The following is a 21407-nucleotide window of genomic DNA, read 5'->3' on the forward strand; positions in this document are numbered from 1 at the left end:
CCGGGGAGCCGGTCGCCAGGCACACTGGACGCGTGCCCCACACCGTGCTGCTCGCCGAAGACGACCGCGCCATCCGCAACGCCCTGGAGCGCGCCCTGACCCTGGAGGGCTACCAGGTCATGGCGGTCGCCGACGGTGTCGAGGCACTGGCGCAGGCCCACCGCAACCGTCCGGACGTGCTCGTCCTGGACGTGATGATGCCCGGCATCGACGGGCTCCAGGTGTGCCGGGTGCTGCGCGCCGAGGGCGACCGGACGCCGGTCCTGATACTGACGGCCCTCGTGGAGACCGCCGACCGGATCGCCGGCCTGGACGCGGGCGCCGACGACTACGTGGTGAAGCCCTTCGACGTGGAGGAGGTCTTCGCCCGGCTGCGCGCGCTGCTGCGCCGCACCAGCCCGGTGGGGGTGGGCGACCCCCACGGCGGCGCACCGGTCGGCGGCGCTCCCGCCGGTGGCGCTCCCGTCGGCGGCGCGTCCGCGCCCGAGGCGCCCAGGCAGCTCCCCGAGCGGTTCATCGAGGCCGCCGGCATCCGCATGGACCCGCAGGCGCGCCGGGCCTGGCGGGGCGCGCGCGAGCTGGAGCTGACCCGCACCGAGTTCGAGCTGCTGGAGCTGCTGGTCCGCAACGCGGGCATCGTCCTCGACCACTCGACGATCTACGACCGCATCTGGGGCTACGACTTCGGCCCCGGCTCGAAGAACCTCGCCGTCTACGTCGGCTATCTGCGCCGCAAGCTCGACGATCCGGACGGGCCGCAGCTGATCCACACGGTGCGGGGCGTGGGTTACGTGCTGCGGGAGGACTGAGTGGGTCGCCTCCGCCGGCTGCTGAGCGGGCGGCGGCCGAAGCTGGTCTCGCTGCGCACGACGTTCGCGGTGTCGTTCGCCGCGGTCACCGCGGCCGTGACGGTCCTGGTCGGCATCCTGTCCTACAGCGCGGCGGCCCGGCTGGTGCGGGTGGACCAGCAGACGGTGTTCGACGAGGTCGTGCAGGACCTGCGGGACGAGGTGCGGGAGAACCGGATGACGCCCGGGGACTTCTCCTCCGCCGCGCCCGGCCATGACCTCGTGCGGCCCGCCCGTACCGATGTGCAGGTGCTCGGCCCGGACGGCCGTGTCGTCGACCGGGGCAGTCCGGGACTGCCGGTGACCGGGGCCGATGTGCGGATCGCCGCCGCGTCCTTGTCGGGGCGGGTGGCCGAGCACAAGGACGTCGACGTGGGCGACGACGTCTACCGGGTGGCGACCGTCTCCCTCGGCGGCGGGCGGGGCGCGGTGCAGGTCGCGCAGGAGTTCAGCGACGTCGAGGACCTGCTGCGGGCGCTCCAGCGGCGGACGCTGCTGCTGATGGCCGCCGTCGTGATCGCCGCCGGTCTGTTCGGCTGGTGGCTCGCCCGGCGCATCACACGGCGCCTGTTCGTCCTGACCGACGCCGCCGAGGACGTGGCCCGGACCCGTCGTCTCGGCATCCAGGTGCCGGTCGCCGGTCATGACGAGGTGGGCCGGCTGGGCCGGGCCTTCGACCGCATGCTGGGCCGGCTCGCGCAGTCCGAGGAGGACCAGCGCCGCCTGGTCCAGGACGCGGGCCATGAGCTGCGGACGCCGCTGACCTCGCTGCGGACGAACATCTCGATGCTCCGCCGGATCGACGAACTGCCGCCGGAGACCCGGGAGGAACTGGTCGCCGACCTCGGCCAGGAGGCCCGTGAGCTGACCGACCTGGTCAACGAGCTCGTCGACCTCGCGGCCGGGCAGTCCGACACCGAGCCGCCCCGGCGGGTGGACGTCGCCGACCTCGCGGAGGAGGTGGCGGGCCTGGCCCGGCGCCGCAGCGGCCGGCAGATCACGCTCCGCGCGAGCGGCGACACCACGACCGACGGACGGCCCGGGATGCTGACCCGGGCGCTGTCCAACCTCGTCGAGAACGCCGTGAAGTTCGACCAGCGCGGCACGGCCCCCGTCGAGATCGTCGTCGCCGGGCCCGCCCGGCCCGGCACGATCCGCGTCGAGGTCCTCGACCGTGGCCCCGGCATCACCGACCACGACCTCGCCCGCGTCTTCGACCGCTTCTACCGCGCCGCCGACGCCCGCTCCCTGCCGGGCTCCGGCCTGGGCCTGTCCATCGTCCGCGAGGTGGCTCTCGCGCACGGGGGAGCGCCGTTCGCGGTCCGGCGGGACGGGGGCGGGACGGTGATCGGGTTCACGGTGGGCGGCCCCATCCCGGGCGGCCTCGACCGGGAGTGAGGAGAGGCCGGAAGCAGGCGCGGCATGGGGTGAGGAGAAGCCGGGAAACCCGTCACCGCTTCCCCCGCAGGGCCCGGACCACCTCCGCCACCGCCACGAGGATCCGTGCGCGGTCCTTGGAGTCGGCTCCGCCGAGCGCGGAGCGGACGACGAGCACGGCCGCACAGGCCACGATCAGAAGCGTCAGAACGCCGCAGGCGGCAGCGGCGAGCACGGGGTCCATCGGGGTTCCCTCCCAGGGAGTCACAAAGCGGCGGGTCGACGCCGACCGTGCCCCGGGCGCCCCGGTAGAGGTTCAGGCGCAATCGCCGAATACCGGGTGATGCCGCAGGTCAAGGCGGTAGTGTGCGGCTCGACGAGTCGTACGGGTCGTACGAGTCGTGCGGCTCGGCCGACTGGGGCGCCGGTGGGGGCGCGGAAGGGGGACGGCGGCGATGGCGGAACCACAGCGATACGACCAGGCCCTGGCCAGGCTGATCGAGTGGGCCGGGAACCCCAGCTCGGCCGAACTGCGCGAGGAGATAGCACGGGAGCTGGAGCGCGGACGCCGCCCCCCGGGCATCAGCTCGGTCGACTCCCGCCTCGCGGGCGCGATCCCGCGTGACCGCAGGGACCGTCACGACTTCCTGAACGCCCTGGCGAGGATCGCGCACCGGCGCAACGGCCGACGCTTACGGCTGCCCACACTCGCGCAGTGGGACAACATGGCCGAGGAGGCTCGCAAGGCCCGTCTCAGGCGCCCCTCCGGCGCTGCCGCCCCCGCCGATTCCGCCCCCGAGCCCCGGCCGCTCCCGGACTGCCCCGAGGGGCCGGACTGGCGGGACGACACCGCCCGGTCCCAGGCCTGGCAGTTCGTCAGCCCCGGGACCGAGGAACGCGCCGACGCCATGAAAGAGCAGGCTCGCGATGTCGCAGGCCGCCTCGCCGAGCTGTACGCCCCCGCGCGCGACCTCCTCTCCGACGCCGACCCGTGGCACGACCCGGCCCTGGCCCGGCGCATCGCCCACCGGACCAACCTCCTGCTGTACCAGCTCCGTTGCCACCAGCCAGGGATCCTCGCCCCGGCCGAGGCGGCCCTCCTCGCGCTGCTGCCGTTCCTCTACCAGACACACCGGGCCCTCACGGCATCGGCGTTGTCCCACGTGGGCCCGACCGACCTCCAGGAGCTGACGGAAGGGAGTCCCGATCGCCGGGAGTACGAGGTGCTGCTGCGCTCCCGCAAGCGGCTGGTCCGGCAGGCCATGCGCGGTGACCTGCTCAGGGACCGGGAGGACGGCCGCCGGGAGATCGGCTGGTGGCTGTTCCACCAATGGGCGAAGGGACAGCCCGGGGACGTCCGGACCGTACTGACCGCCGCGGACGGGGCCGGGGTGGACATCGCGACCGTCTGCCGACCGGAGCTGGTCTCCCGGCTACTGGCCTGCGCCCAGGTGGCACCACGCACCCTCTACGGACGCGGGACGGCCACGGCGTTGCGCGAGGAGCCCTTCCAGCTCGACTTCGAGGGCGGGGAATGGCAGCAGGTCCGCGAATGGCTGGTGGGACCGCTGTTCGCGATCGCCCACGCCCTGGCGATCGAGGCCACGGACCTGCCCGCTGCGGTCGTCAGACACGTCGGCATCCCCGAACCACTGGACCTGGAGCACCTGTTCACCACCGTTAAGGACGCGTCCTGGACCGTCCACCGGGACGTCCTCGGCCTGAAAGCGGTGTGCGATCACCCCGCCGCCGTGGCCGCGCTGTCCGAACACACCGAACTCGTGGACGCCCTGCTGCGCGGCGCCCGGCGTTCGCGACTGGCCGAGGAGGCCGGCGCCCTGCCGGTGTACGCGCACGCCGACGAGGTGCAGGAAGCGGTCGACGGGCCCGGGCAGGCCGGCGAGGTGATCCGGTTCCGGCTCGACGAGGAGCGCATCCAGGAACTCCTGATGGGCGAGAATCTCTACCGCGACCGCAGCCTCGCCATCCGCGAGCTCTACCAGAACGCCCTGGACGCCTGCCGCTACCGCCGGGCCCGGCAGCACGCCCGTGACGGGCGCGACACCTACGACGGCGAGATCACCTTCACCCAGGATTTCGACCGGGAGGAGGGCCGCTACTTCCTGGAGTGCTCGGACAACGGGATCGGCATGGACGAGACCGTCCTGGCGGACGTCTTCTCCCGCGCGGGCGTCAGGTTCACCGACCTGCCCCGCTACCAGGAGGAGCAGCAGGACTGGGAGAAGCAGGGCATCACCGTCCACCCCAACAGCAGGTTCGGCATCGGTGTGCTCAGCTACTTCATGATCGCGGACGAGATCCGGGTCACCACCTGCGCCATGGACGGCGGCACCGGACGCCCGGAGGAGCTCACGGTCCTGATCACCGGCCCCGGCCACTACTTCCGGGTGCGCCGGACCGGGCGCAGGGGCCCCGTCGGCACCCGGGTGCGCCTCTACCTCCGGGACGGAGACAAGGCGCCGTCCTGCGTACGGGAGTTGCGCCGGCTGCTGGGCCTGGCCGAGTTCCGCACGAGCGCGCGGCACGGAACTCAGGAGGCCAAGTGGAAGCCCGGGCAGCTACGGCTGCGGGAGGCCCCGGGGACCCGGCCCGACGGGTTCTTGGCCCACGGACGGACGGTCGCCTGGCCGGACGGGGCATACGTGGCCGACGGTCAGGTGATCTGGTGCGAGGGGGGCGGGGGCATCCTGGTCGACGGTATCCACACCGAGCCCCGGGTACGGCGAGGGGCGCTGACCGACCCCAGTGATCACCGCCGCCCGCGTGGAGTCGTCGTCAACCTGACCGGGAGGACCCGGCCACGGGACCTGTCGGTGGACCGTACGGAGATCCTGGACGACGACGTGTGCGAACCAGTGGGGCGGCTCATCGAGGAGGCGCTGCCGGCCCTGCTGTCCGCCGATCCTCCCCTGCTCGACTTCGAGTGGCTGTCCGAGGTGGCGGCGCGCAGCCCGCGGCTCGCGGACATCGTGACCGACGCGGCCGGGGCGGCCGGGCTCGTGATGGACCTGCACGGCCACCCGGCACCGGTTGCCAGGGTCGGGTTCTTCCCGCCGGACGCCCGCATCGTCCACCGGGCCGACTCGGGTGTACCCGAGTCCGCGGCGTACGCGGGACGTGCTGCCGAGGGCACCATCTACGGGCTTCCCGACGACAGCACGTTGCTGTGGCGCCTGCTCGCCCATCGGCCGAACCCCGAACTCGCCCTGCTGACCGCGCTGGTGCCGGAGCTGGCCCGGGTCGAGTCGGTGCTCGCCGCCCGGCCCTCGGACGTGCTGCTGCGCACGGAATCCGCGACCGCGTGGAACAACAGGAACTGGCTGGAATCGGCAGAGCCCGGCCTCCCGTCGATACACCCGGGGCATGCCCTGTCCGTGGCGCTGATCTGCGGAACGTCCTACGAAGCGGCCGTCGCTCGCCTGGAGCGACTCCGCCTGCCCGCACCGGGCCGTGCCGACGCCGTTGTGGTCGACCTCACCGGTGCGGCATTGCTCGAGCAAGGCCACACGGCCTTCGGCGGCAACTGGTGCGAGCGCACGGAGGAGGTGCCTCCTGGCCATCTCCTCAAGGCGGCACTGCTGTTGAACATCGGGGTCGAAGAGGCGATCGACCGGATGCGGGCCTTCGGCTTCGACGTCCAGGGCGGGGGAATGCCCACGGAAACCCCCGACGACTGGGTGGTGAGCCTGCTCAGCCGCGACCTGGACGGCGTCAGGCCTTGGCTGGATCTCCATACTCCCGTCTCCGCGGGGCACGTCATGTCCGGTATGGCGGGCTGCCGACGCTCCTTCGGCGAGGTGACCGAGGTGCTCAGAACGTACGGCTTCCACCTGGAACTCGGCCCTCTCGACGAGGAGACTGCCGAGGAACTGATGAGACAGGGCGCGGAGTGGGGCTGGGAGCAGGTCTTCGCAGGGTCCCTCAGGGTGGGAGAAGCTGTACCTCCGGGCCTCCTGGCCCGCGCGGCGCTCAACTCGGGCGTTCCCCTGCCCGACATCACACGCCGCCTCGCGGAGTTCGGCTTTGCCGCCGGTACTCACCCCGAGCATGCCGTTCCCACGGACACGTTGATTCTCAGCACCGGCACCCAGGAGCGCTACTGGCGTGAGGTAGACGACGAGCTCGACCTCCAGTCCGTGGTGGACGCGGTACACAGAAGCGGGCTGCCGCCCAGGGAAGTGGTGGCACGACTCCGTGCCTACGGTTTCCGGGTGCCGGACATGGAACTGCCCGAACGGGTGGGCCCGGACGACGCGGCGATGCTGCACCAGCTCTTGGCCGCCATGCCCCAGGCCGAGGAACTCGTGCCGGATCAGCCTGTGCCCATGCTCGCGGTGATCCAGGTCGCGCAGAGGCTGGGCATCTCTCCTCTGGCGGTCGTCGACCGGCTGGCCCACTACGGCCTGCGCACACCGTGCACCTCGGCGCCGGCCAGGGCGAGCAGGTATGACACCGAACTGGTCGCCCCCTGGGTGGGCAAGTACGCGCGGGAGGCGCTCGCCTGGGACGATCCGGTGCCCCTGCACTACCTGGTCTCCGCACCGCACACCCTGCTCATGGAGGTCGAGGAGGTGGTGGACCGGTTGTCGGCCTTCGGCCTTGACGTGCCCGTCCACGCGCTGAGCGGCCTGGACGAGATCGACCGGCGTCTGTGCCTGGAGGAGCACGAGCACAGTGGGGACAGCCTCCACCTCCCGCTCCTCCTGGACCGGCCGGTCAGCGACTTCCTCGCCATCGCCCGCTTCGCCGGCCTGCCCCTGGACGAACTCCTGCCCCGCCTGGCCCGCCTGGGGGTGGACGTGCCGCGTGTGGCCGCCGCCGTGCGTGCCGCCCTCTCGCTGGTCCCCGGCCTGGTCATGGCGCCCGAGGAGGCACGGGTCACGTCCCCCGCAGCGCCCGGTGCGGATGAAAACGCCCTCCGTGCGTGAGCCGCACCCCGGGCGTTCCCGAGAACAGCTCGTGCCCTTGGTCGTGGTCACCGGCCTCGGCGGCCTCCTGGTGGGCCTCGGCGCTGGTCCACTCCGTGTACAGCAGCACCCGGCTGCCGTCGGCGCTGTGCAGGAAGTGGGCCGAGATCGCCCCGGGGTGGCCGCCTTCGCGCGGCTGGGCCGCGATCACGGCGTCGGTGAACGACCGCTGCCGCTCGGGTCCGTCGACATCGAACGCGGCGGTGATCAGACAGCCCGGGACGCGTGTCTCCCGCTCCTCGGCCAGGCTGCGGTAGAGGCGATAGCGGGGCGGTCCGGCCGGCGGAACCCCGGCGTCGTCCTCCCATCGAGCGAGCGTCAGCACGGTCTCCCCGTCCGTGCTCAGGAACCAGCTGACGTCGGCCGGACCGGCGGGCGACGGTTCCAGTAACGCCGACTCGTCGTCCACGAGGGACTGTTGCCGGTCGGGGCCGTCGGCATAGCGGGTGCCGATCACCCATGTGCCGGGGGCGGACAGATCCGGGAAGAGTGCTGAGGGCACGGACGGAACTCCTTCACGCGTGCGGAGGACGGAAGCGGAACCGTGATCGTGCCCGTGGACAGCGGGGAGCGGTCAACTGCATTTCACCGGCGGCCTACACCGCCAGCCACACTGCCTGGTCCGGCCCCAGCCGGCCGTTCTCGAGCGGGCCGCTGGACAGGAGGAGCCCGGAGTGTGCGGGCAGCTCGTACGGCTCGGCGGAGAGGTTGACCACGCACACGAAGCCCGGGTCCCGGGTGAAGGCCAGCACCCCGTCCGGTGTGTCCAGCCAGGTCAACGTGCCGTCGCCGAGGGCGGGGTGGTCGCGGCGGACGCGCAGCGCCGCACGGTAGAGCTCCAGCATGGACGCCGGGTCGCCGGTCTGGCTCTCGACGGTGTGCTCGGCCCAGAGCGCGGGCTGGGGCAGCCAGGGGCCGGCCGTGGTGCCGTCGGGGCTGAAGCCGTAGGGAGCCGTGCGCCCGGACCAGGGGATCGGGACGCGGCAGCCGTCGCGGCCCCGGTCGGTGTGGCCGGAGCGTTCCCAGGTCGGGTCCTGGAGGACGTCCTCGGGCAGGTCCTCGACCTCGGGCAGGCCGAGTTCCTCGCCCTGGTAGACGTAGGCGCCGCCGGGCAGGGCGAGCATCAGCAGGGCGGCGGCGCGGGCCCGCCGGGTGCCGAGTCCGAAGTCCAGGGGGCCTTCCGGGCGGTAGCTCTCGTTGGCCACCCAGCGCTTGGCGGTGCGGCGGCCGTAGCGGCTCGGGTGGCGCGTCACGTCGTGGTTGGAGAGGACCCAGGTGGCCGGTGCGCCGACCGCGCCGAGCATGGCGAGGGAGTCGTCGATGACCCCGCGCAGGTCCTTCGGGTCCCAGCTCGACATGAGGAAGTCGAAGTTGAAGGCGGTGTGCAGACCGTCCCGGCGGACGTACGCCGCCAGCCGCTCGGGCGTGTCGGCCCAGGCCTCGGCGACGAAGGAGCGGTCGCCGGGGAACTCGTCGGCGACCCTGCGCCAGGAGCGGTATATCTCGTGCACCTCGTCCCGGTCCCAGTGCGGATGGTCGACGTGCCGCGAGGCCGGCCCGGCGTCCGGGTCCCGGCGGGGCGGCAGGTCCGGCAGCTCCGGGTGCTTGATCAGACCGTGGGCGACGTCGATGCGGAAGCCGTCCACGCCCCGCCCGAACCAGAACCGCAGGACGGACTCGAACTCGGCCCGCACCTCGGGGTGCTGCCAGTTCAGGTCGGGCTGCTCGGGAGCGAACAGGTGCAGGTACCACTCCCCGTCGGGCAGCCGGGTCCAGGCCGGGCCGCCGAAGCAGGACACCCAGTCGTTGGGCGGCTGCGCCCCGTCGGCTCCGCGCCCGGGCCGGAAGACGTAGCGCTCGCGTTCCGCGCTGCCCGGCCCGGCGGCCAGGGCCGCCTGGAACCAGGCGTGCTGGTCGGAGGTGTGGTTGGGCACGATGTCGGGGATCACACGGATCCCGTGCGCGTGCGCTTCCTCGATGAACCGCTCGGCGTCGGCCAGGGTGCCGAACAGCGGGTCGATGGTCCGGAAGTCGGCGACGTCGTAGCCGTGGTCGGCCATGGGCGACTTGTACCAGGGGTTGATCCAGACGGCGTCGACGCCGAGGGACTTCAGGTAGGGCAGGCGGGAGCGGAGCCCGGCGATGTCGCCGACGCCGTCGCCGTTCCCGTCGGCGAAGCTGCGGATGTAGACCTGGTAGATGACGGCACTGCGCCACCAGGGTGCGGTGAAAGACACGAGGTGTGGCTCCTTCGAAGTCTCAGGGGGGCGTGTCTACTTGGCGGCGCCGGCGGTGAGCCCGGCGACGATACGGCGCTGGAAGAGCAGCACCATGACCACCAGCGGGACCGTGACGAGGACACCGGCGGCCATCTGGCTGCCGAACGGCGTCTCGTAGGTCGTGGCGCCGGTGAACTTGGAGATGGCGACGGTCGCGGTCTGCATACCGGGCTTGTTGGTCATCGACAGGGCGATGAGGAACTCGTTCCAGGCACAGATGAAGGTGATGATTGCGGTGGTGAAGATGCCCGGCGCGGCCAGCGGCACGATGACCTTGCGGAAGGCCTGGCCGCGGGTGCAGCCGTCGACCATCGCCGCGTGTTCCAGCTCGTCCGGCATCTGCCGGAAGAACGTGGTCAGGTTCCACACCGCCAGTGGCAGCGCGAAGGACATGCTCGGCACGATCATCGACTGGTAGGTGTTGATCCAGCCGATGTCCGTGAACAGCTTCAGCAACGGCACCACGATCGAGACGACCGGGAACATCGAGGTGGCGATGATCAGCGTGAGGATCAGCCGCTTGAAGCGGAACTCCAGCCGGGCCATCGCGTAGGCGGTGAACGTGGCGAGCAGCAGCGCCGCCGCGGTCGTGATCCCGGCGACGATCAGGCTGTTGAGCAGCGCGCGCCCGAAGCCCTGCGTGGGGTCGAACACGGCCCGGTAGTTCTCGAAGGACAGCGGGGCCGGGACGAGCGAGGTGTCGAAGATGTCGCCGGTGCGGCGGAGACTGGAGACCAGCATCCAGTAGAACGGGGCCAGACAGTAGGCCACCACCGCGGCGATCCCCAGATACGGCAGCCACCGCCGCCACTTGACCGTGAGCGTCATGCCGCCACCTCCGTACGACGGCGCCTTCTCCCGCTGTCGCCCCCGACGAGGTCGGCGCCGAGCAGCCGCACAAAGGCGAGCGCGATCAGGAACACGTACAGGAAGAGGATCACCGCGTACGCGGAGGCCGGTCCGAAGCGGACGTTGGCCGCCTCGTTCTGCGCGAGCATCGACAGCGTCTCCACCGAGTGCTTCTGCGCGCCGACGAGGATGTAGGGCAGATCGAACATCCGCAGCGCGTCCATGCAGCGGAACAGCACCGCCACCAGCAGCGCGGGCTTCACCAAGGGCAGGGTGATGTGCCAGAACTGGTGCGCCGGACGGGCCCCGTCCATGCGGGCCGCCTCGTAGACCTCCTTCGGGATCACCTGGAGGCCGGCCAGCACCAGCAGCCCGATGAAGGGCGCGGTCTTCCACACCTCGGCGACAATCACGGCGACCTTGGCGTGGAAGCCCTCGGTGGTCCACAGGATCTGCTGCCCGAGCAGCGCGTTGGCGACGCCGTCGCTGTTGAAGATCCACCGCCACAGCAGTCCGGAGATGGCCGTCGGCACCGCCCAGGGCACCAGGATCCCGGCCCGCACCAGGGCCCGGCCCCGGAACGCCTTGTGCATGATCAGCGCCATGGCCACCCCGACCACCGTCTCCAGGCCGACCGTGACGACGGTGAAGAACGTGGTGTTCCAGAAGGCGTTCCAGAACCGCGCCCCGGCCTCGCCGAAGATCTCGGCGTAGTTCTGGAGCCCGACGAACGGCTCGGTGTCGCTGATGAACCCGGTCCTCGGGTCCAGCTCCTTCGCCCCGTACAGCGACTCCTTCAGTGCCATGAGCGTCGGATAGAGCACGACGATCGTCAGCACCAGCAGCGTCGGCGAGACCAGCAGCGCGGCCAGCCGCCCCGAACCGGCGGTCGCCCGGCCCGGCTTCGGCGTCCGCCGCACTCCCGCACGGACACCGACCTCGGGCGGAGTCTCGGTCATGGCCCCGGCCCTCACAGCGCCACCGCCTTCCGCAGCGCCTTCTGCAGGTCCTTCAACGCCCGCGCGCTGCTCTTCTCGCCGGTCAGGGCGGCGTACGTCTCCTGCTGGACGGCCGAGGTCACATCGCCGTACTGCACCACCCGGGGCCGCGGTACGGCCCGCAGGATGGACTCCTTGAGCACCGGCAGATACGGGTACTGCGCGATGAGCGCCTTGTCGTCGTAGAGGGAGGCGTACGGCGGGGCGACGGAGGCGTCCTCGAGGAAGGTCCTGGTGTTGTCCTCACTGGACATGAACTTGATGAAGTCCAGGGCCGTCGCCTTGTTCCCGGCGGAGGAGGACACGGCCATGTTGTGCCCGCCGAGGCTGGAGGAGCCGGGCCCGTTCAGACCGGGCAGGGGCGCGGTGGCGAACTTGCCCTTGACGCCGCTCCTCTGGGCCAGGGAGTACGCGTACGGCCAGTTGCGCAGGAACACCAGCTTGCCGGACTGGAAGGCCTGGCGGCCGTCCTCCTCCAGGTAGGTGATGGCCTTCCTCGGGATCGTGCCGTCCTTGAAGGAGCGGGCGAGGAAGTCCAGGCCCTTCCTGGCCTCGGGGGTGTCGACGTCCGGCCTGCCGTTCGGGTCGGTGACGGTGCCGCCCGCGGAGTTCACCGCCTCGGCGAAGTTCACCGTCAGGCCCTCGTACTTCTGGAACTGCCCGGCGTAGCAGGACATGCCTTTCGCCTCGGGCAGCCTCTTCACCTTGGCGCAGGCGGCGGTCATCTGCGCCCAGGTCGTGGGAGGCCGGGCGACGCCCGCCTTCTTCAGCAGGTCGGTGCGGTAGTAGAGCAGGCCGCCGTCCGAGCTGCCCGGCACCGCGTACAGACCGCCGCGGTACCGCGAGGTCTCCACCACCGGCTTCAGCATCCTCCCCAGCGGGAACCGCTTCTCGGGCAGCCGGTCGATCCACCGGTGGGCGGCGAACTCCGAGGTCCACACGGCGTCGAGGGACAGCACCGTGTAGGCGTCGGACTTCGTCTCCGCGTTCTGGATCATCTGCTGGCGCTGCGCGTCCGGGTCCGTCGGCAGCTGGATGAAGGTGACCTTCTCCTTCGGGTGCGCCTTGTTCCAGCGGTCGAGCATCGGCTGGACGGTGCCCGTGGTGTCCTTGCCGGCCACGTACGTGATGGGCCCGCGCCCTTCGAACGACGGTGGCCCGGCCTGCCCGGAGCCGCTGCCGCAGGCGGTGAGGAGAAGCCCGGTGGCGGCGAGCGCGGTGGCTCTGCTGGTGGTTCTGGTCGTCATGTCTCTCCTGGTCGCGCGGAACCGGGGTCATGGCTGCTGCTGAGACTGCGTTGTCACGGAGTGAATGAAGGAGATGTGCAGCTCAGAGCGATGCTGATGAAGCTTGCAGGGGTCTCGTCAGGGTCACTCGGACAACGCTTGCAAGCTAGGGGCGTGTTTTGCCGAAGTCAATGCGTTACGCGGGGGTAATCGGCTGACCGCTTGGGCTTCACTCCCGTGAAATCGCTGTCACAACCAGAGGTGGGGGAGCGAATTCCTGTGCTAACGTCCGGCTCATGCCTCCAGCTCAGCGGCACCCCACGATGGCCGACGTCGCCGAACGGGCCGGGGTCTCCACCTCCACCGTCTCGCGCACGCTGCGCGGCCTGTCCACGGTGTCGCCGGAGGTGCGCGCCCGGGTGGAGAAGGCCGCGCGCGAACTGAACTTCGCCGTGTCACGGCAGGCCGCGAGCCTGGTCACGGGCCGGACCGGGACGGTCGCGGTGATGGTCCCGACGCTCAACTCGTGGTTCATGGGATCCGCCCTGTCCAGCCTGGCCCCGCTGCTGCGGGCGGCGGGCCTGCAGCTGAACGTCTACGAGATCCCGGACCTGGCCGAGCGCACGGCCTTCTTCGAACACCTCCCGGCGCGCCGCAACGCCGACGCGCTCCTGGTGTTCTCCTTCGACCTCACCGACGAGGAGACGGCCCGGCTGGACGACCTCGGCATGCCGGTGATCTACGTCAGCCAGCACGTCGACGGCCGCCCGAGCGTCTACGTCGACGATGTGGCCGGCGCCCTGCACGGCACCCGGCACCTGCTCAACCTCGGCCACCGCCGGATCGCCTTCGTCCAGACGCAGGGTGCGAGCGGCTTCTCCTTCAGCTCCGACGAACGGCTGCTGGGCTACCAGCAGGCGCTCACCGAGGCGGGCGTCCCGCTCGACGACGACCTGGTGGTCTCCACCCGGGTCGGAGACAAGCGCGCCGCCGCCGAGGCGCTCGGCACGCTGCTGAGCCTGCGCGAGCCGCCGACCGCCCTCTTCGCCGAGCAGGACGAGGTCGCCGTCGCCCTCGTCTGGAACCTGCGCAAGACGCGGATCGCCGTGCCCGAGCGCATCTCCGTCCTCGGCTTCGACGACCAGCCGCTGGCGGACTGGTTCGACCTGTCCACGGTCGCCCAGTCACCGTCGGACATGGGGCGCGAGGCAGGCGAACTGGCGTTGAAGCTCATCGGCGACGCCGAGGCGGAACACGGCCGGCATCTGGTCCTGCCGACGCATGTGATCCCCCGCTCCACGACGGCGCCGGTGGCCCAGCCGGCTGATCAGCCCTTGAGCGAGTAGAACCGCATCGGGGAGTTCGGCTCGAACCCGATGCGCGGATACACGGGCGCTCCGGCGGCGGTCGCGTGCAGTGTCGCCCGGGTCAGTCCGGTGGCACGACCACCCTCGTACAGCGCCTTGCGCGTCACCGCCTCCCCGTATCCCCGCCGCTCCCACTCCGGATCGGTGGCGACCATCATGACGAAGAGCCGCCCCTGTGCCGCCACCGTGGCGGCACAGCTCACGGGCGTACCGTCCCGTAGCCCCAGATAGGCGTGCACCTCGCTCTTCCACAGCGAGGACGTGGCGAGCCCGTCCCGCCCGTCTTCCAACGGAAACCCGTACGCACGCGAGTTGATGTCCGCATAAGCCCGCAGCAGCTCGTCATCGCTGACGCGCGCGAAGGTCAGCTCGGGGTGGACCGGTTCGGGAAGGGGCAGCAGGTCTCCCGCCATGCCGGTGCCGGGAAACGAGTAGGCGAGCCCCGCTTCCCCGGCGGCCTCCCCGAGCACGGCCCGTGCCTCGTCGTCGAGGAGATCCTCGAAGACCCATAAGAACCCGGACTGTTCCTTCGACCGCATGACCTCCGCCGCCTCGTTCAGCCGTTGCTTCAGAAGCCCCGCGTCCGCGCCGACGTCGGTCAAGGTCACGCAGTTCCAGAAGGCGAACCGGCAGTCGGCCCACCGCACGGCGATCCCGGGAAGGTCGCGGACATCCGCACGCGGATCCCGGTCGAGGACCATCACCCGCCAGACGGCGGCGAGTTGCTCCATCGACTCGATCGAGTCCGCGAGATCGCGCATGAGTACCCCTCAGATCGGTGGCGGGACACGGGAGTTGTCCGCACTCCGCACCCTGCCCTCCACAGACCTTTCTCATCCACACCCGGGAACATTCTCGATCGCGAACCGCGGGGCGCTCACCCCTACACTGAGCCGCGTTTTCAAGATGATCGGAGCACGACATGCGTCGCCTCGCCACCGCTTTCGTGGCAGTCAGCGTCCTCGCCCTCGCCGGATGCGCGCAGGACTTCGACAAGGGCCCGGAGGGCAAGGTCACCGAGAAGGTCAAGGACGGGAAGAAGTTCTACCTGGTCGTTGATCCGGCGAAGGCCGGTGACGAGACGAAGTTCAGGGTCAGCAAGTACGACTATCACGACTGCAACCGGGGCTCGAAGTACCCCAAGTGCGTCGGGGACTGAGCAGCGCCCGCTAGACAGCCGGGCGGGCGACCACGTTGATGTTGAACGTGTGCGAGCCCAGCCCGCCCGCGATGCCCATGAAGAGCAGGGCGAAGTGCTCCTGTCCGCGTGCGGTGCGGATACCGCCGATGTCGAGCTGGGACGACGGCGGCCAGCCGAGGTCGGTGAGCAGCCGTCCGGTGGTCCGCTTCGCCTCGGCGTCGTCGCCGGAGAGGAAGACGGTGCTCGGGCCGTCCAGATCGCCCGGGGCGATCATCACCATGGAGTCCATGGTGCACAGCGTCTTCACGACGGGGGTCAGGGGGAACGCGTCCTGGATCCGTTCCCCCAGGCTGCTGTTGGGGTGCGAGAGCTCGACGAAGTCGTCGGAGAGGCCGACCCCGACATCGATCAGCGGGATACCGGCGAGCGCCGGGGCCCCGATCGAGTGCAGCAGCTCCACGGAGACGGTCCCCGGGGTGGCGTTGACCAGGACCTCCGCGTGAGCGGCCGCTTCGCTCAGACTCCCCACGGGGAGTGCGAGGTCCGTCCGTTCCCCGGGCCGGCGTGAGCCGAGGAGGACGTCATGCCCCGCGGCGCTCCAGCCGTGGGCGAGTGCTCGGGCGACGTTGCCGGTGCCAAGTAGTCCGATACGCATGGCTGGAACGCTAGCCCCGCCGGGACCACGGCGAATCGGGCCCCGGGCCCGGGTCGCCCGGCACGAAAGACCTAGTCCGGTGGTCGCCCACCCGGGACCCTCAGGTCCGTCGCCGCCCTACCGCGCCGTGGGCGAGTGCCCGGCCTCTGCGTCCCCGGGCAGGTCCTCGCGCAGCGGTCGCCGGTCGGCGGCCTTCCGGTACCAGGCGCCGTACCGCTTCGCGAGGACCACCGCGGACATGCCGTGCAGGAGGATGCTGAGCGCGACGGTGACCGCGATCACCCGGCCGAGGAGCTGCAGGCCCGGGACGTGTTCCTCCACCAGGAGGAGCCCGAAGACGACGGAGGCGAGGCCGCGCGGCCCGAACCACCCGATGTAGGCGACCGTGGGCAGGGCCAGGCCGGTCCCGGCCAGGGAGAGGGCGACCGGCAGCATCCGGACCACGGTGAGGCTCAGCACGGCATAGACGACGATCCGCCAGTCGAGGTCGTCCAGCGTCGGCCCGAGCAGGACGGCACCGAAGACCAGGAAGCTCAACGAGGCGAGAAGGTCGGCGAGATGCGCGGTCAGACCGGCGGAGTCGTCGACGGCGGCCGGCGCCTCAGCCGGTGCCTTGTCCGACGCCTCCGCCGGTGCCGCGGCCGGCGTCTCAGCCGGTGCCTCCGCCGGTCCGCTCCGCCGCAGGGAGACACCGAAGGCGAAGCCGGCCACCCAGGCCGCGATGAAGCCGCTCCCGTCGAAGGCGACGGCCACGGCGTACGCGCCCGCGGCCACGGCCAGGACGAAGGCCTGCCGCCAGTCACCACTGATCCAGCCCCTCGCACGCGACCAGCGCAACAGCCACCCGCCGAGCCCTCCCGCGACCAGTCCCCACGCCGTACTGAGCACCAGCGCCCGCCAGAAGACCCCGGCGGCTCCCTCCTCCGAGGTCATGGTTCCGGGCAGCGCCGCGAGGAAGAGCACGAAGAAGGGCAGCGCCATACCGTCGTTGAGGCCGGATTCGACATTCAGGCCGCCGCGCACCAGCGGGGGGACACGCCGGTCGGAGACCGCCGTCTTGCCGAGGGCGGCGTCGGTCGGCGCGAGAACGGCACCGAGCAGGGCCAGTTCCCACAGGGTCAGCCCCGGCAGCAGGGGCCACGCCAGCAGCCAGCCCGCCCCGATGGTCAACGGCAGACCGATCCCCAGCAGGCGGCCGGGGAGGAATCCGCCCAGGCGCAGATCCCGTCGCCGTACGGACATCGCGTCGGTGAACAGGACCAGCGTCAGGGCGGCTTCGACGAGGGTGAGCACGGGGCCCGCGTCGTGCTTCAGGTCGAGCAGACCGAGCCCGATCGGGCCGATGGCGATCCCGCAGCCGGTGAACACCATCGGTGCCGACACGACGGTCGTGGCCAGCCGCCGGGAGAAGAGGGCGTACCCCGCCGTCACGGCGGCCACGGCCGCCCCCGCCCACAGGCTGCCGCTCACCGCGTCCTCGCCGCCGTGTCATCGCGGACGCGGTGGAATCGTGTCGTCCGTGTCGAGGCCCCGGTGCGTGCGGAGCCGTTTGTCACCACTTTGTCAACTTTATCGAGGGTGGGTGAACGGCGCATCGCCGGCACCGACGGCCCCAGGACGCACCGGCCCGCCCGAGTGGCAGCCCTACCGCGGCCTCAGCAACGTCGGCGCGTGGAACTCCCCGAGTCCCGTGACCCGGTCCCGGTCCAGCCAGTAGCGGCGCGGCTCCGCGAGCATGACGGCCACGCTGACGGCGGTGACGCCGGGGATCCTCGCCAACTCGCCGTCGATGAAGCGGGCCAGGGCGGAGCGGTCGGTGACCAGGCCGGTGGCGAGTACGGACAGGTCGCTGGCGACATGCGCGGCGAGGCGGGTCTGGGGGAGCAGGTCGATGCGGCGCATGACCTCGGGGGTCTCGCCGGGGTCGACGCGCAGCCGGAGCATGAACGGGGTCTGGAAGCCGAGCCACTCCGACACGATCTCCAGCCGGGGCTGGACCCAGCGCTCGTCCAGGACCCGGCGTACGACGCGGTGCGCGGTGGACGTGGCCAGGTCCGCGGCCCGGGCGATGCTCGCGGCGGAGGCGCGACCGTCCCGCAGCAGCAGGGCGACGACCGCGCGCTCGGACTCGCTCAGCGGCCGGTCGGGGGGCGTCGCCGTCGCGGTGCCCTCCGGCTGCGTGCCGGTCAGCTCCAGCAGCCCGGCCCGCTCGCTGCCGGTCAGGAACTGCGGGTCCCAGGTGATGCCCCGGCGCAGGGTGCTGAGCGCGGGCAGGGCGTTGACGCGGCGGACGCCGGGGATCGAGAACATCCGGTCGATCGCCTCGCTCGTGGCCGCCTCCGAGGGGGCGTGGACGACGGCGTAGAGGGGGTAGTCGCCGGAGATCTGCGCCAGGAGCTGGAGGTGGGGGAGGGCCCGCAGCCGATCCAGGACGGCCAGCGGGGTTTCGCCGGTGATGTCCAGAAAGACGTGGACCGGCATCGCCGTGGAGTGCATGCCCCAGTCGGCCTGCCCGATCACGCGGACCATCCGGGCCTCGTGCAGCCGGTCGAAGCGGCGCTTCAGCGTGCCGGCGTCGGCGGACAGGATCCCGCCGATGTCGTCCCAGGTCGCCCGGGGGGCCAGGTGCAGCGCCCCGATCAGGCGCCGGTCGAGCTCGTCGAGGAGAGGGCGCGTCATGGTGCCCCACCTTAGACCGCGAGCACCTGCCGATTAATCCCACTGTTACACGCAGGGTCTAGAGAATCCCCCACTTCGCTGTCATCGTTTGCGGGAACGTCCCCCAGCGTCCCTCGGCGCGTCCCCCGCGCGTCGCCTCGAAACCTCCCCTCATGCGCGAAGAGGTACCCATGAGCGCCACCTCCACCGAGCCCCGTCCCACCGAGCCCCCGTCGAGAGCCCTGCGTGCCGCGTTCCGCGCCTTCGCGGCGATCGAGAAGGTCGGCAACAAGCTGCCCAACCCGTTCTGGCTGTTCTGGATCCTCGCCGGGGCCGTGATCGTCCTCAGCGCGATCCTCGCGGCGGCCGGTGTCGGCACCGTGCACCCCGGAACGCACGACACCATCGAGGTACGGAGCCTGCTCAGCAAGGCGGGACTGACGACGATGGTCGAGGGGGCCGTCGACAACTTCGCGACCTTCCCGCCGCTGGCCACCATCCTCATCGTGGGCTTCGGCATCGCGGTCGCCGAGGCCAGCGGCCTGTTCACGACCCTGCTGCGCCGCATGGTCGCGCGGGTGCCGGGCAAGTACCTCACCTTCGCGCTGTCGATGACGGCGATGGTCGCGCATGTCGCCGGTGACGCCGCGTACGTCACGCTCATCCCGCTCGGCGCGCTCGTCTTCCGCGCGGCCGGCCGCAGCCCCGTCCTCGGCTGCGTCGTCGCCTACGTCGCCATCTCCGCCGGCTACGACGCCTCACCGGCGATCACCACCACCGACACCCTGCTGTCGTCGATCTCCACGGCCGCGGCCCACACCATCGACCCGGACCACGTCGTCACCCCGGTCGCGAATTACTTCTTCGGCCTCGCCTCGTCCGTCCTGGTCGCCCTGGTCATCACGGTCGTCGTCGAGAAGGTCATCGCCAGGCGCTCGGACCTGGACCCCGACGAGCCGGTCAAGGCGCTGACCGCCGAGGAGCTGAAGGCGGTCGAGGTCACCCCGGAACAGCGCCGCGCCCTGCGCCGGACCGGCGTGGCCGCGCTCGGCTTCGTCGCGGTGGTCGCGGCAGCCATGTTCCCGGCGGACTCCCCGCTGCGCGGCGAGCACGGCTCCCTGGTCGAGTCCCCGGTGATCACCGGCATGTCGGTCGTGTTGTTCCTGTTCTTCGCCCTGCTCGGCTGGGTCTACGGGCGCGGCGTCGGGACCTTCCGCACCGCGAACGACATCGTCGACGCGCTGGTCGAGGGCGCCCGCAGCTACGCCCCGATCCTCGTGCTGTTCTTCGCGATCTCCCAGTTCCTCGCCTACTTCAAGTGGACGAACATCGGCAACGTCATCGCCGTCGAGGGCGCCGAGGCGCTGAAGGGCATGCACCTCAGCGGCTGGACCGTGCTGGTCGGCATCGCCGTGCTGATCACCTTCATGAACCTGGTCATCACCAGCGGATCCGCCCTGTGGGCGCTGGCCGCTCCGGTGCTCATCCCGATGCTGATGCTCATCGGCATCGAGCCGGAGACCACCCAGGCCGTCTACCGCGTCGCCGACTCGGTCACCAACTGCGTGACCCCGATGAGCCCCTACTTCGCCATGTGCCTCGGCTTCATCCAGCAGCACAAGAAGTCCGCCGGCATCGGCACGCTGGCCTCCTTCACCATCCCGATCGCCGCCGTCGTATGGATCGTCTGGGTCGCCTTCTTCGTGGCCTGGTACCTGCTCGGCATCCCGTTCGGCGTCGGCTGACCCGACCCTTCAGCAGCCCACCCGACACCGTCGTACGAGACGTGCGACAGACACGAGAAAGCCGGTCATGACCACATCGTCACCCGCACCCGCCGCCGTCACCGCCCGCGCACAGGAGGTCTCGTCGGAGATCGTCACCGACATCCTCGCCCTCGTCCGTCAGGAGACCGGAAGCTACGACCTGCCGGGACTCGCGGCGGGCCTGGACCTCCTGCGCGAGCTGGCCGTCCACAGGCTGGGGAAGCCCGACCGCGAGCAGCGGTACGACGGCGGCGCGTGCGGTGACACCCTCACCCTGACGTACCACGGCACCGGACCCGGGCACGTCGCCCTCGTCGGCCACTACGACACTGTGTGGCCCACCGGCACGCTCGCCGGATGGCAGCAGCCGCCGGCCGGCCCCGACGGCCGGGAGAAGCTCAGCGGGCCGGGCATCTTCGACATGAAGACCGGCCTGGCCCAGGGCATCTGGGCCCTGAAGCTGGCCCGCGAGACCGGCACGCCCCTGCCCACCGTCACCTTCCTCTTCAACGGCGACGAGGAGATCGGCTCCCTCTCCTCCCGCCCGGTGATCGAGGAGACCGCCCGGAAGGCCGACGCCACGCTGGTCCTGGAGCCCACCGCCCACGGCGCGGTCAAGACCTCCCGCAAGGGCTCCGGGATCTTCAAGGTCACCGCCACCGGGGTCGAGGCGCACGCCGGGCTGGCGCCGCAGGACGGGGCGAGCGCGATCACCGCGCTGTCCGAGTTCGTCCTCGCCGCGGCGAGGATCGCCCGCCCCGAGAAGGGCACGACCATCAACACCGGCCTGATCAGCGGCGGTTCGGCCACCAACGTCGTCGCAGGTCAGGCCACCGCCAGCGTCGACATCCGGGTCAGCAGCGAGCCCGAACAGGATCGCGTGGACGCCGAGTTCGCCGCCATCGAGGTCAGCGACCCCCGGGTACGCATCGAGGTCGACCACGCCTGGAACCGGCCGCCCATGACCCTGAACGCCGCCTCCGCCCCGCTCCTCGCGCTCGCCCGCGACGTCGCCCGCGCGCAGGGTCGCGCCGATCTTCCCGCCGCCGCCGTCGGCGGAGCCAGCGACGCCAACTTCGTCGCCGCCCTCGGCCTGCCGGTCCTGTGCGGCATGGGCGCGATCGGCGACGGTGCCCACGCCCAGGGCGAGTTCATCCACCCCGACACGGTGCCCGCCCAGACGGCCCTGGTCGCCGGCCTGCTGGCCCGGCTGACGGAGCCACCGCGCGGCTGAACACGGCGGTCGGGGGTAGTC

The 21407-nt window shown here is 71.3% G+C and carries 17 protein-coding genes; 7 read left to right on the plus strand and 10 right to left on the minus strand.

Features of this window, described 5'->3' with window-relative positions; genetic code table 11:
- Positions 1-32 precede the first annotated feature (32 nt).
- Positions 33-809, plus strand: a complete 777-nt coding sequence (locus OHU35_RS24605) for a response regulator transcription factor (RefSeq protein WP_189728337.1) — start codon at positions 33-35, stop codon at positions 807-809.
- The gene (locus OHU35_RS24610) at positions 810-2246 is read left to right on the plus strand and encodes a HAMP domain-containing sensor histidine kinase (RefSeq protein WP_189728339.1); all 1437 of its coding nucleotides are present in this window, start codon (positions 810-812) and stop codon (positions 2244-2246) included. It abuts the gene before it with no gap.
- Between the two features lie 52 nt (positions 2247-2298).
- Here OHU35_RS24610 and OHU35_RS24615 read toward each other — a convergent pair whose 3' ends face one another.
- Positions 2299-2469 (minus strand): hypothetical protein, encoded by a 171-nt coding sequence (locus OHU35_RS24615; RefSeq protein WP_189728341.1) that lies wholly within the window; start codon positions 2467-2469, stop codon positions 2299-2301.
- Positions 2470-2680: 211 nt separating this feature from the next.
- Between OHU35_RS24615 and OHU35_RS24620 the strand changes: the two genes are divergently transcribed.
- Positions 2681-7174: a hypothetical protein gene (locus tag OHU35_RS24620; RefSeq protein ID WP_189728343.1), complete on the plus strand. Its 4494-nt coding sequence runs from the start codon at positions 2681-2683 to the stop codon at positions 7172-7174.
- Here the strand turns inward: OHU35_RS24620 and OHU35_RS24625 are convergent.
- The 5 genes from OHU35_RS24625 to OHU35_RS24645 all read right to left on the minus strand — a co-directional run bounded on the left by OHU35_RS24625 (position 7125) and on the right by OHU35_RS24645 (position 12586).
- The gene (locus tag OHU35_RS24625) at positions 7125-7715 is read right to left on the minus strand and encodes an antibiotic biosynthesis monooxygenase (RefSeq protein ID WP_189728345.1); all 591 of its coding nucleotides are present in this window, start codon (positions 7713-7715) and stop codon (positions 7125-7127) included. The two genes, OHU35_RS24620 and OHU35_RS24625, sit on opposite strands and share 50 nt — an antisense overlap.
- Positions 7716-7809: 94 nt before the next feature.
- Positions 7810-9450, minus strand: coding sequence for a glycoside hydrolase family 13 protein (locus OHU35_RS24630; protein WP_189728348.1), 1641 nt, complete (start codon positions 9448-9450; stop codon positions 7810-7812).
- Positions 9451-9486: 36 nt separating this feature from the next.
- Positions 9487-10320 carry a carbohydrate ABC transporter permease gene (locus OHU35_RS24635; protein WP_189728350.1) on the minus strand — a complete coding sequence of 278 codons (834 nt, stop codon included), beginning with the start codon at positions 10318-10320 and terminating at the stop codon, positions 9487-9489.
- Positions 10317-11300 (minus strand): carbohydrate ABC transporter permease, encoded by a 984-nt coding sequence (locus OHU35_RS24640; protein ID WP_229873265.1) that lies wholly within the window; start codon positions 11298-11300, stop codon positions 10317-10319. Before OHU35_RS24640 ends, OHU35_RS24635 begins: the two co-directional genes overlap by 4 nt.
- Before the next feature lie 11 nt (positions 11301-11311).
- The gene (locus OHU35_RS24645) at positions 11312-12586 is read right to left on the minus strand and encodes an ABC transporter substrate-binding protein (RefSeq protein WP_189728352.1); all 1275 of its coding nucleotides are present in this window, start codon (positions 12584-12586) and stop codon (positions 11312-11314) included.
- A gap of 302 nt (positions 12587-12888) precedes the next feature.
- Between OHU35_RS24645 and OHU35_RS24650 the strand changes: the two genes are divergently transcribed.
- On the plus strand, positions 12889-13911 hold the full coding sequence (locus OHU35_RS24650) for a LacI family DNA-binding transcriptional regulator (RefSeq protein WP_189728761.1): 1023 nt from the start codon (positions 12889-12891) through the stop codon (positions 13909-13911).
- Here the strand turns inward: OHU35_RS24650 and OHU35_RS24655 are convergent.
- Positions 13893-14693, minus strand: a complete 801-nt coding sequence (locus OHU35_RS24655) for a GNAT family N-acetyltransferase (RefSeq protein ID WP_189728354.1) — start codon at positions 14691-14693, stop codon at positions 13893-13895. The genes OHU35_RS24650 and OHU35_RS24655 overlap by 19 nt on opposite strands.
- 161 nt (positions 14694-14854) lie before the next feature.
- Here OHU35_RS24655 and OHU35_RS24660 point away from each other — a divergent pair, with 161 nt between their 5' ends.
- On the plus strand, positions 14855-15091 hold the full coding sequence (locus tag OHU35_RS24660; protein ID WP_031102696.1) for a hypothetical protein: 237 nt from the start codon (positions 14855-14857) through the stop codon (positions 15089-15091).
- A gap of 10 nt (positions 15092-15101) precedes the next feature.
- Here the strand turns inward: OHU35_RS24660 and OHU35_RS24665 are convergent, their stop codons facing one another.
- From OHU35_RS24665 to OHU35_RS24675, 3 genes are all read right to left on the minus strand, one after another.
- Positions 15102-15728 carry an NADPH-dependent F420 reductase gene (locus OHU35_RS24665; RefSeq protein ID WP_189728356.1) on the minus strand — a complete coding sequence of 209 codons (627 nt, stop codon included), beginning with the start codon at positions 15726-15728 and terminating at the stop codon, positions 15102-15104.
- A gap of 117 nt (positions 15729-15845) precedes the next feature.
- A complete protein-coding gene (locus OHU35_RS24670; protein ID WP_189728358.1) occupies positions 15846-17198 on the minus strand; it encodes a sodium:proton antiporter in 1353 nt (450 codons plus the stop codon).
- Positions 17199-17372: 174 nt separating this feature from the next.
- Entirely contained in the window at positions 17373-18407 is a 1035-nt protein-coding gene (locus OHU35_RS24675; RefSeq protein WP_189728360.1) for an Lrp/AsnC family transcriptional regulator, read from the minus strand.
- 170 nt (positions 18408-18577) lie between these two features.
- Between OHU35_RS24675 and OHU35_RS24680 the strand changes: the two genes are divergently transcribed.
- Complete coding sequence (locus OHU35_RS24680; protein WP_189728362.1) at positions 18578-20131, plus strand: AbgT family transporter; 1554 nt, start codon at positions 18578-18580, stop codon at positions 20129-20131.
- A 67-nt stretch (positions 20132-20198) separates the two neighbouring features.
- Positions 20199-21386: a M20 family metallopeptidase gene (locus OHU35_RS24685; protein WP_189728364.1), complete on the plus strand. Its 1188-nt coding sequence runs from the start codon at positions 20199-20201 to the stop codon at positions 21384-21386.
- The last annotated feature ends 21 nt before the right edge of the window (positions 21387-21407 follow it).

This window comes from Streptomyces purpurascens (assembly GCF_045040895.1).
GTDB lineage: Bacteria > Actinomycetota > Actinomycetes > Streptomycetales > Streptomycetaceae > Streptomyces > Streptomyces purpurascens.

Coding starts and splice junctions, on each gene's coding strand:
- OHU35_RS24615 (WP_189728341.1), bottom strand. CDS start 2,469: ATGGACCCCGTGCTCGCCGCTGCCGCCTGCGGCGTTCTGACGCTTCTG.
- OHU35_RS24620 (WP_189728343.1), top strand. CDS start 2,681: ATGGCGGAACCACAGCGATACGACCAGGCCCTGGCCAGGCTGATCGAG.
- OHU35_RS24635 (WP_189728350.1), bottom strand. CDS start 10,320: ATGACGCTCACGGTCAAGTGGCGGCGGTGGCTGCCGTATCTGGGGATC.
- OHU35_RS24640 (WP_229873265.1), bottom strand. CDS start 11,300: ATGACCGAGACTCCGCCCGAGGTCGGTGTCCGTGCGGGAGTGCGGCGG.
- OHU35_RS24645 (WP_189728352.1), bottom strand. CDS start 12,586: ATGACGACCAGAACCACCAGCAGAGCCACCGCGCTCGCCGCCACCGGG.
- OHU35_RS24650 (WP_189728761.1), top strand. CDS start 12,889: ATGGCCGACGTCGCCGAACGGGCCGGGGTCTCCACCTCCACCGTCTCG.
- OHU35_RS24655 (WP_189728354.1), bottom strand. CDS start 14,693: ATGCGCGATCTCGCGGACTCGATCGAGTCGATGGAGCAACTCGCCGCC.
- OHU35_RS24660 (WP_031102696.1), top strand. CDS start 14,855: ATGCGTCGCCTCGCCACCGCTTTCGTGGCAGTCAGCGTCCTCGCCCTC.
- OHU35_RS24665 (WP_189728356.1), bottom strand. CDS start 15,728: ATGCGTATCGGACTACTTGGCACCGGCAACGTCGCCCGAGCACTCGCC.
- OHU35_RS24675 (WP_189728360.1), bottom strand. CDS start 18,407: ATGACGCGCCCTCTCCTCGACGAGCTCGACCGGCGCCTGATCGGGGCG.
- OHU35_RS24680 (WP_189728362.1), top strand. CDS start 18,578: ATGAGCGCCACCTCCACCGAGCCCCGTCCCACCGAGCCCCCGTCGAGA.
- OHU35_RS24685 (WP_189728364.1), top strand. CDS start 20,199: ATGACCACATCGTCACCCGCACCCGCCGCCGTCACCGCCCGCGCACAG.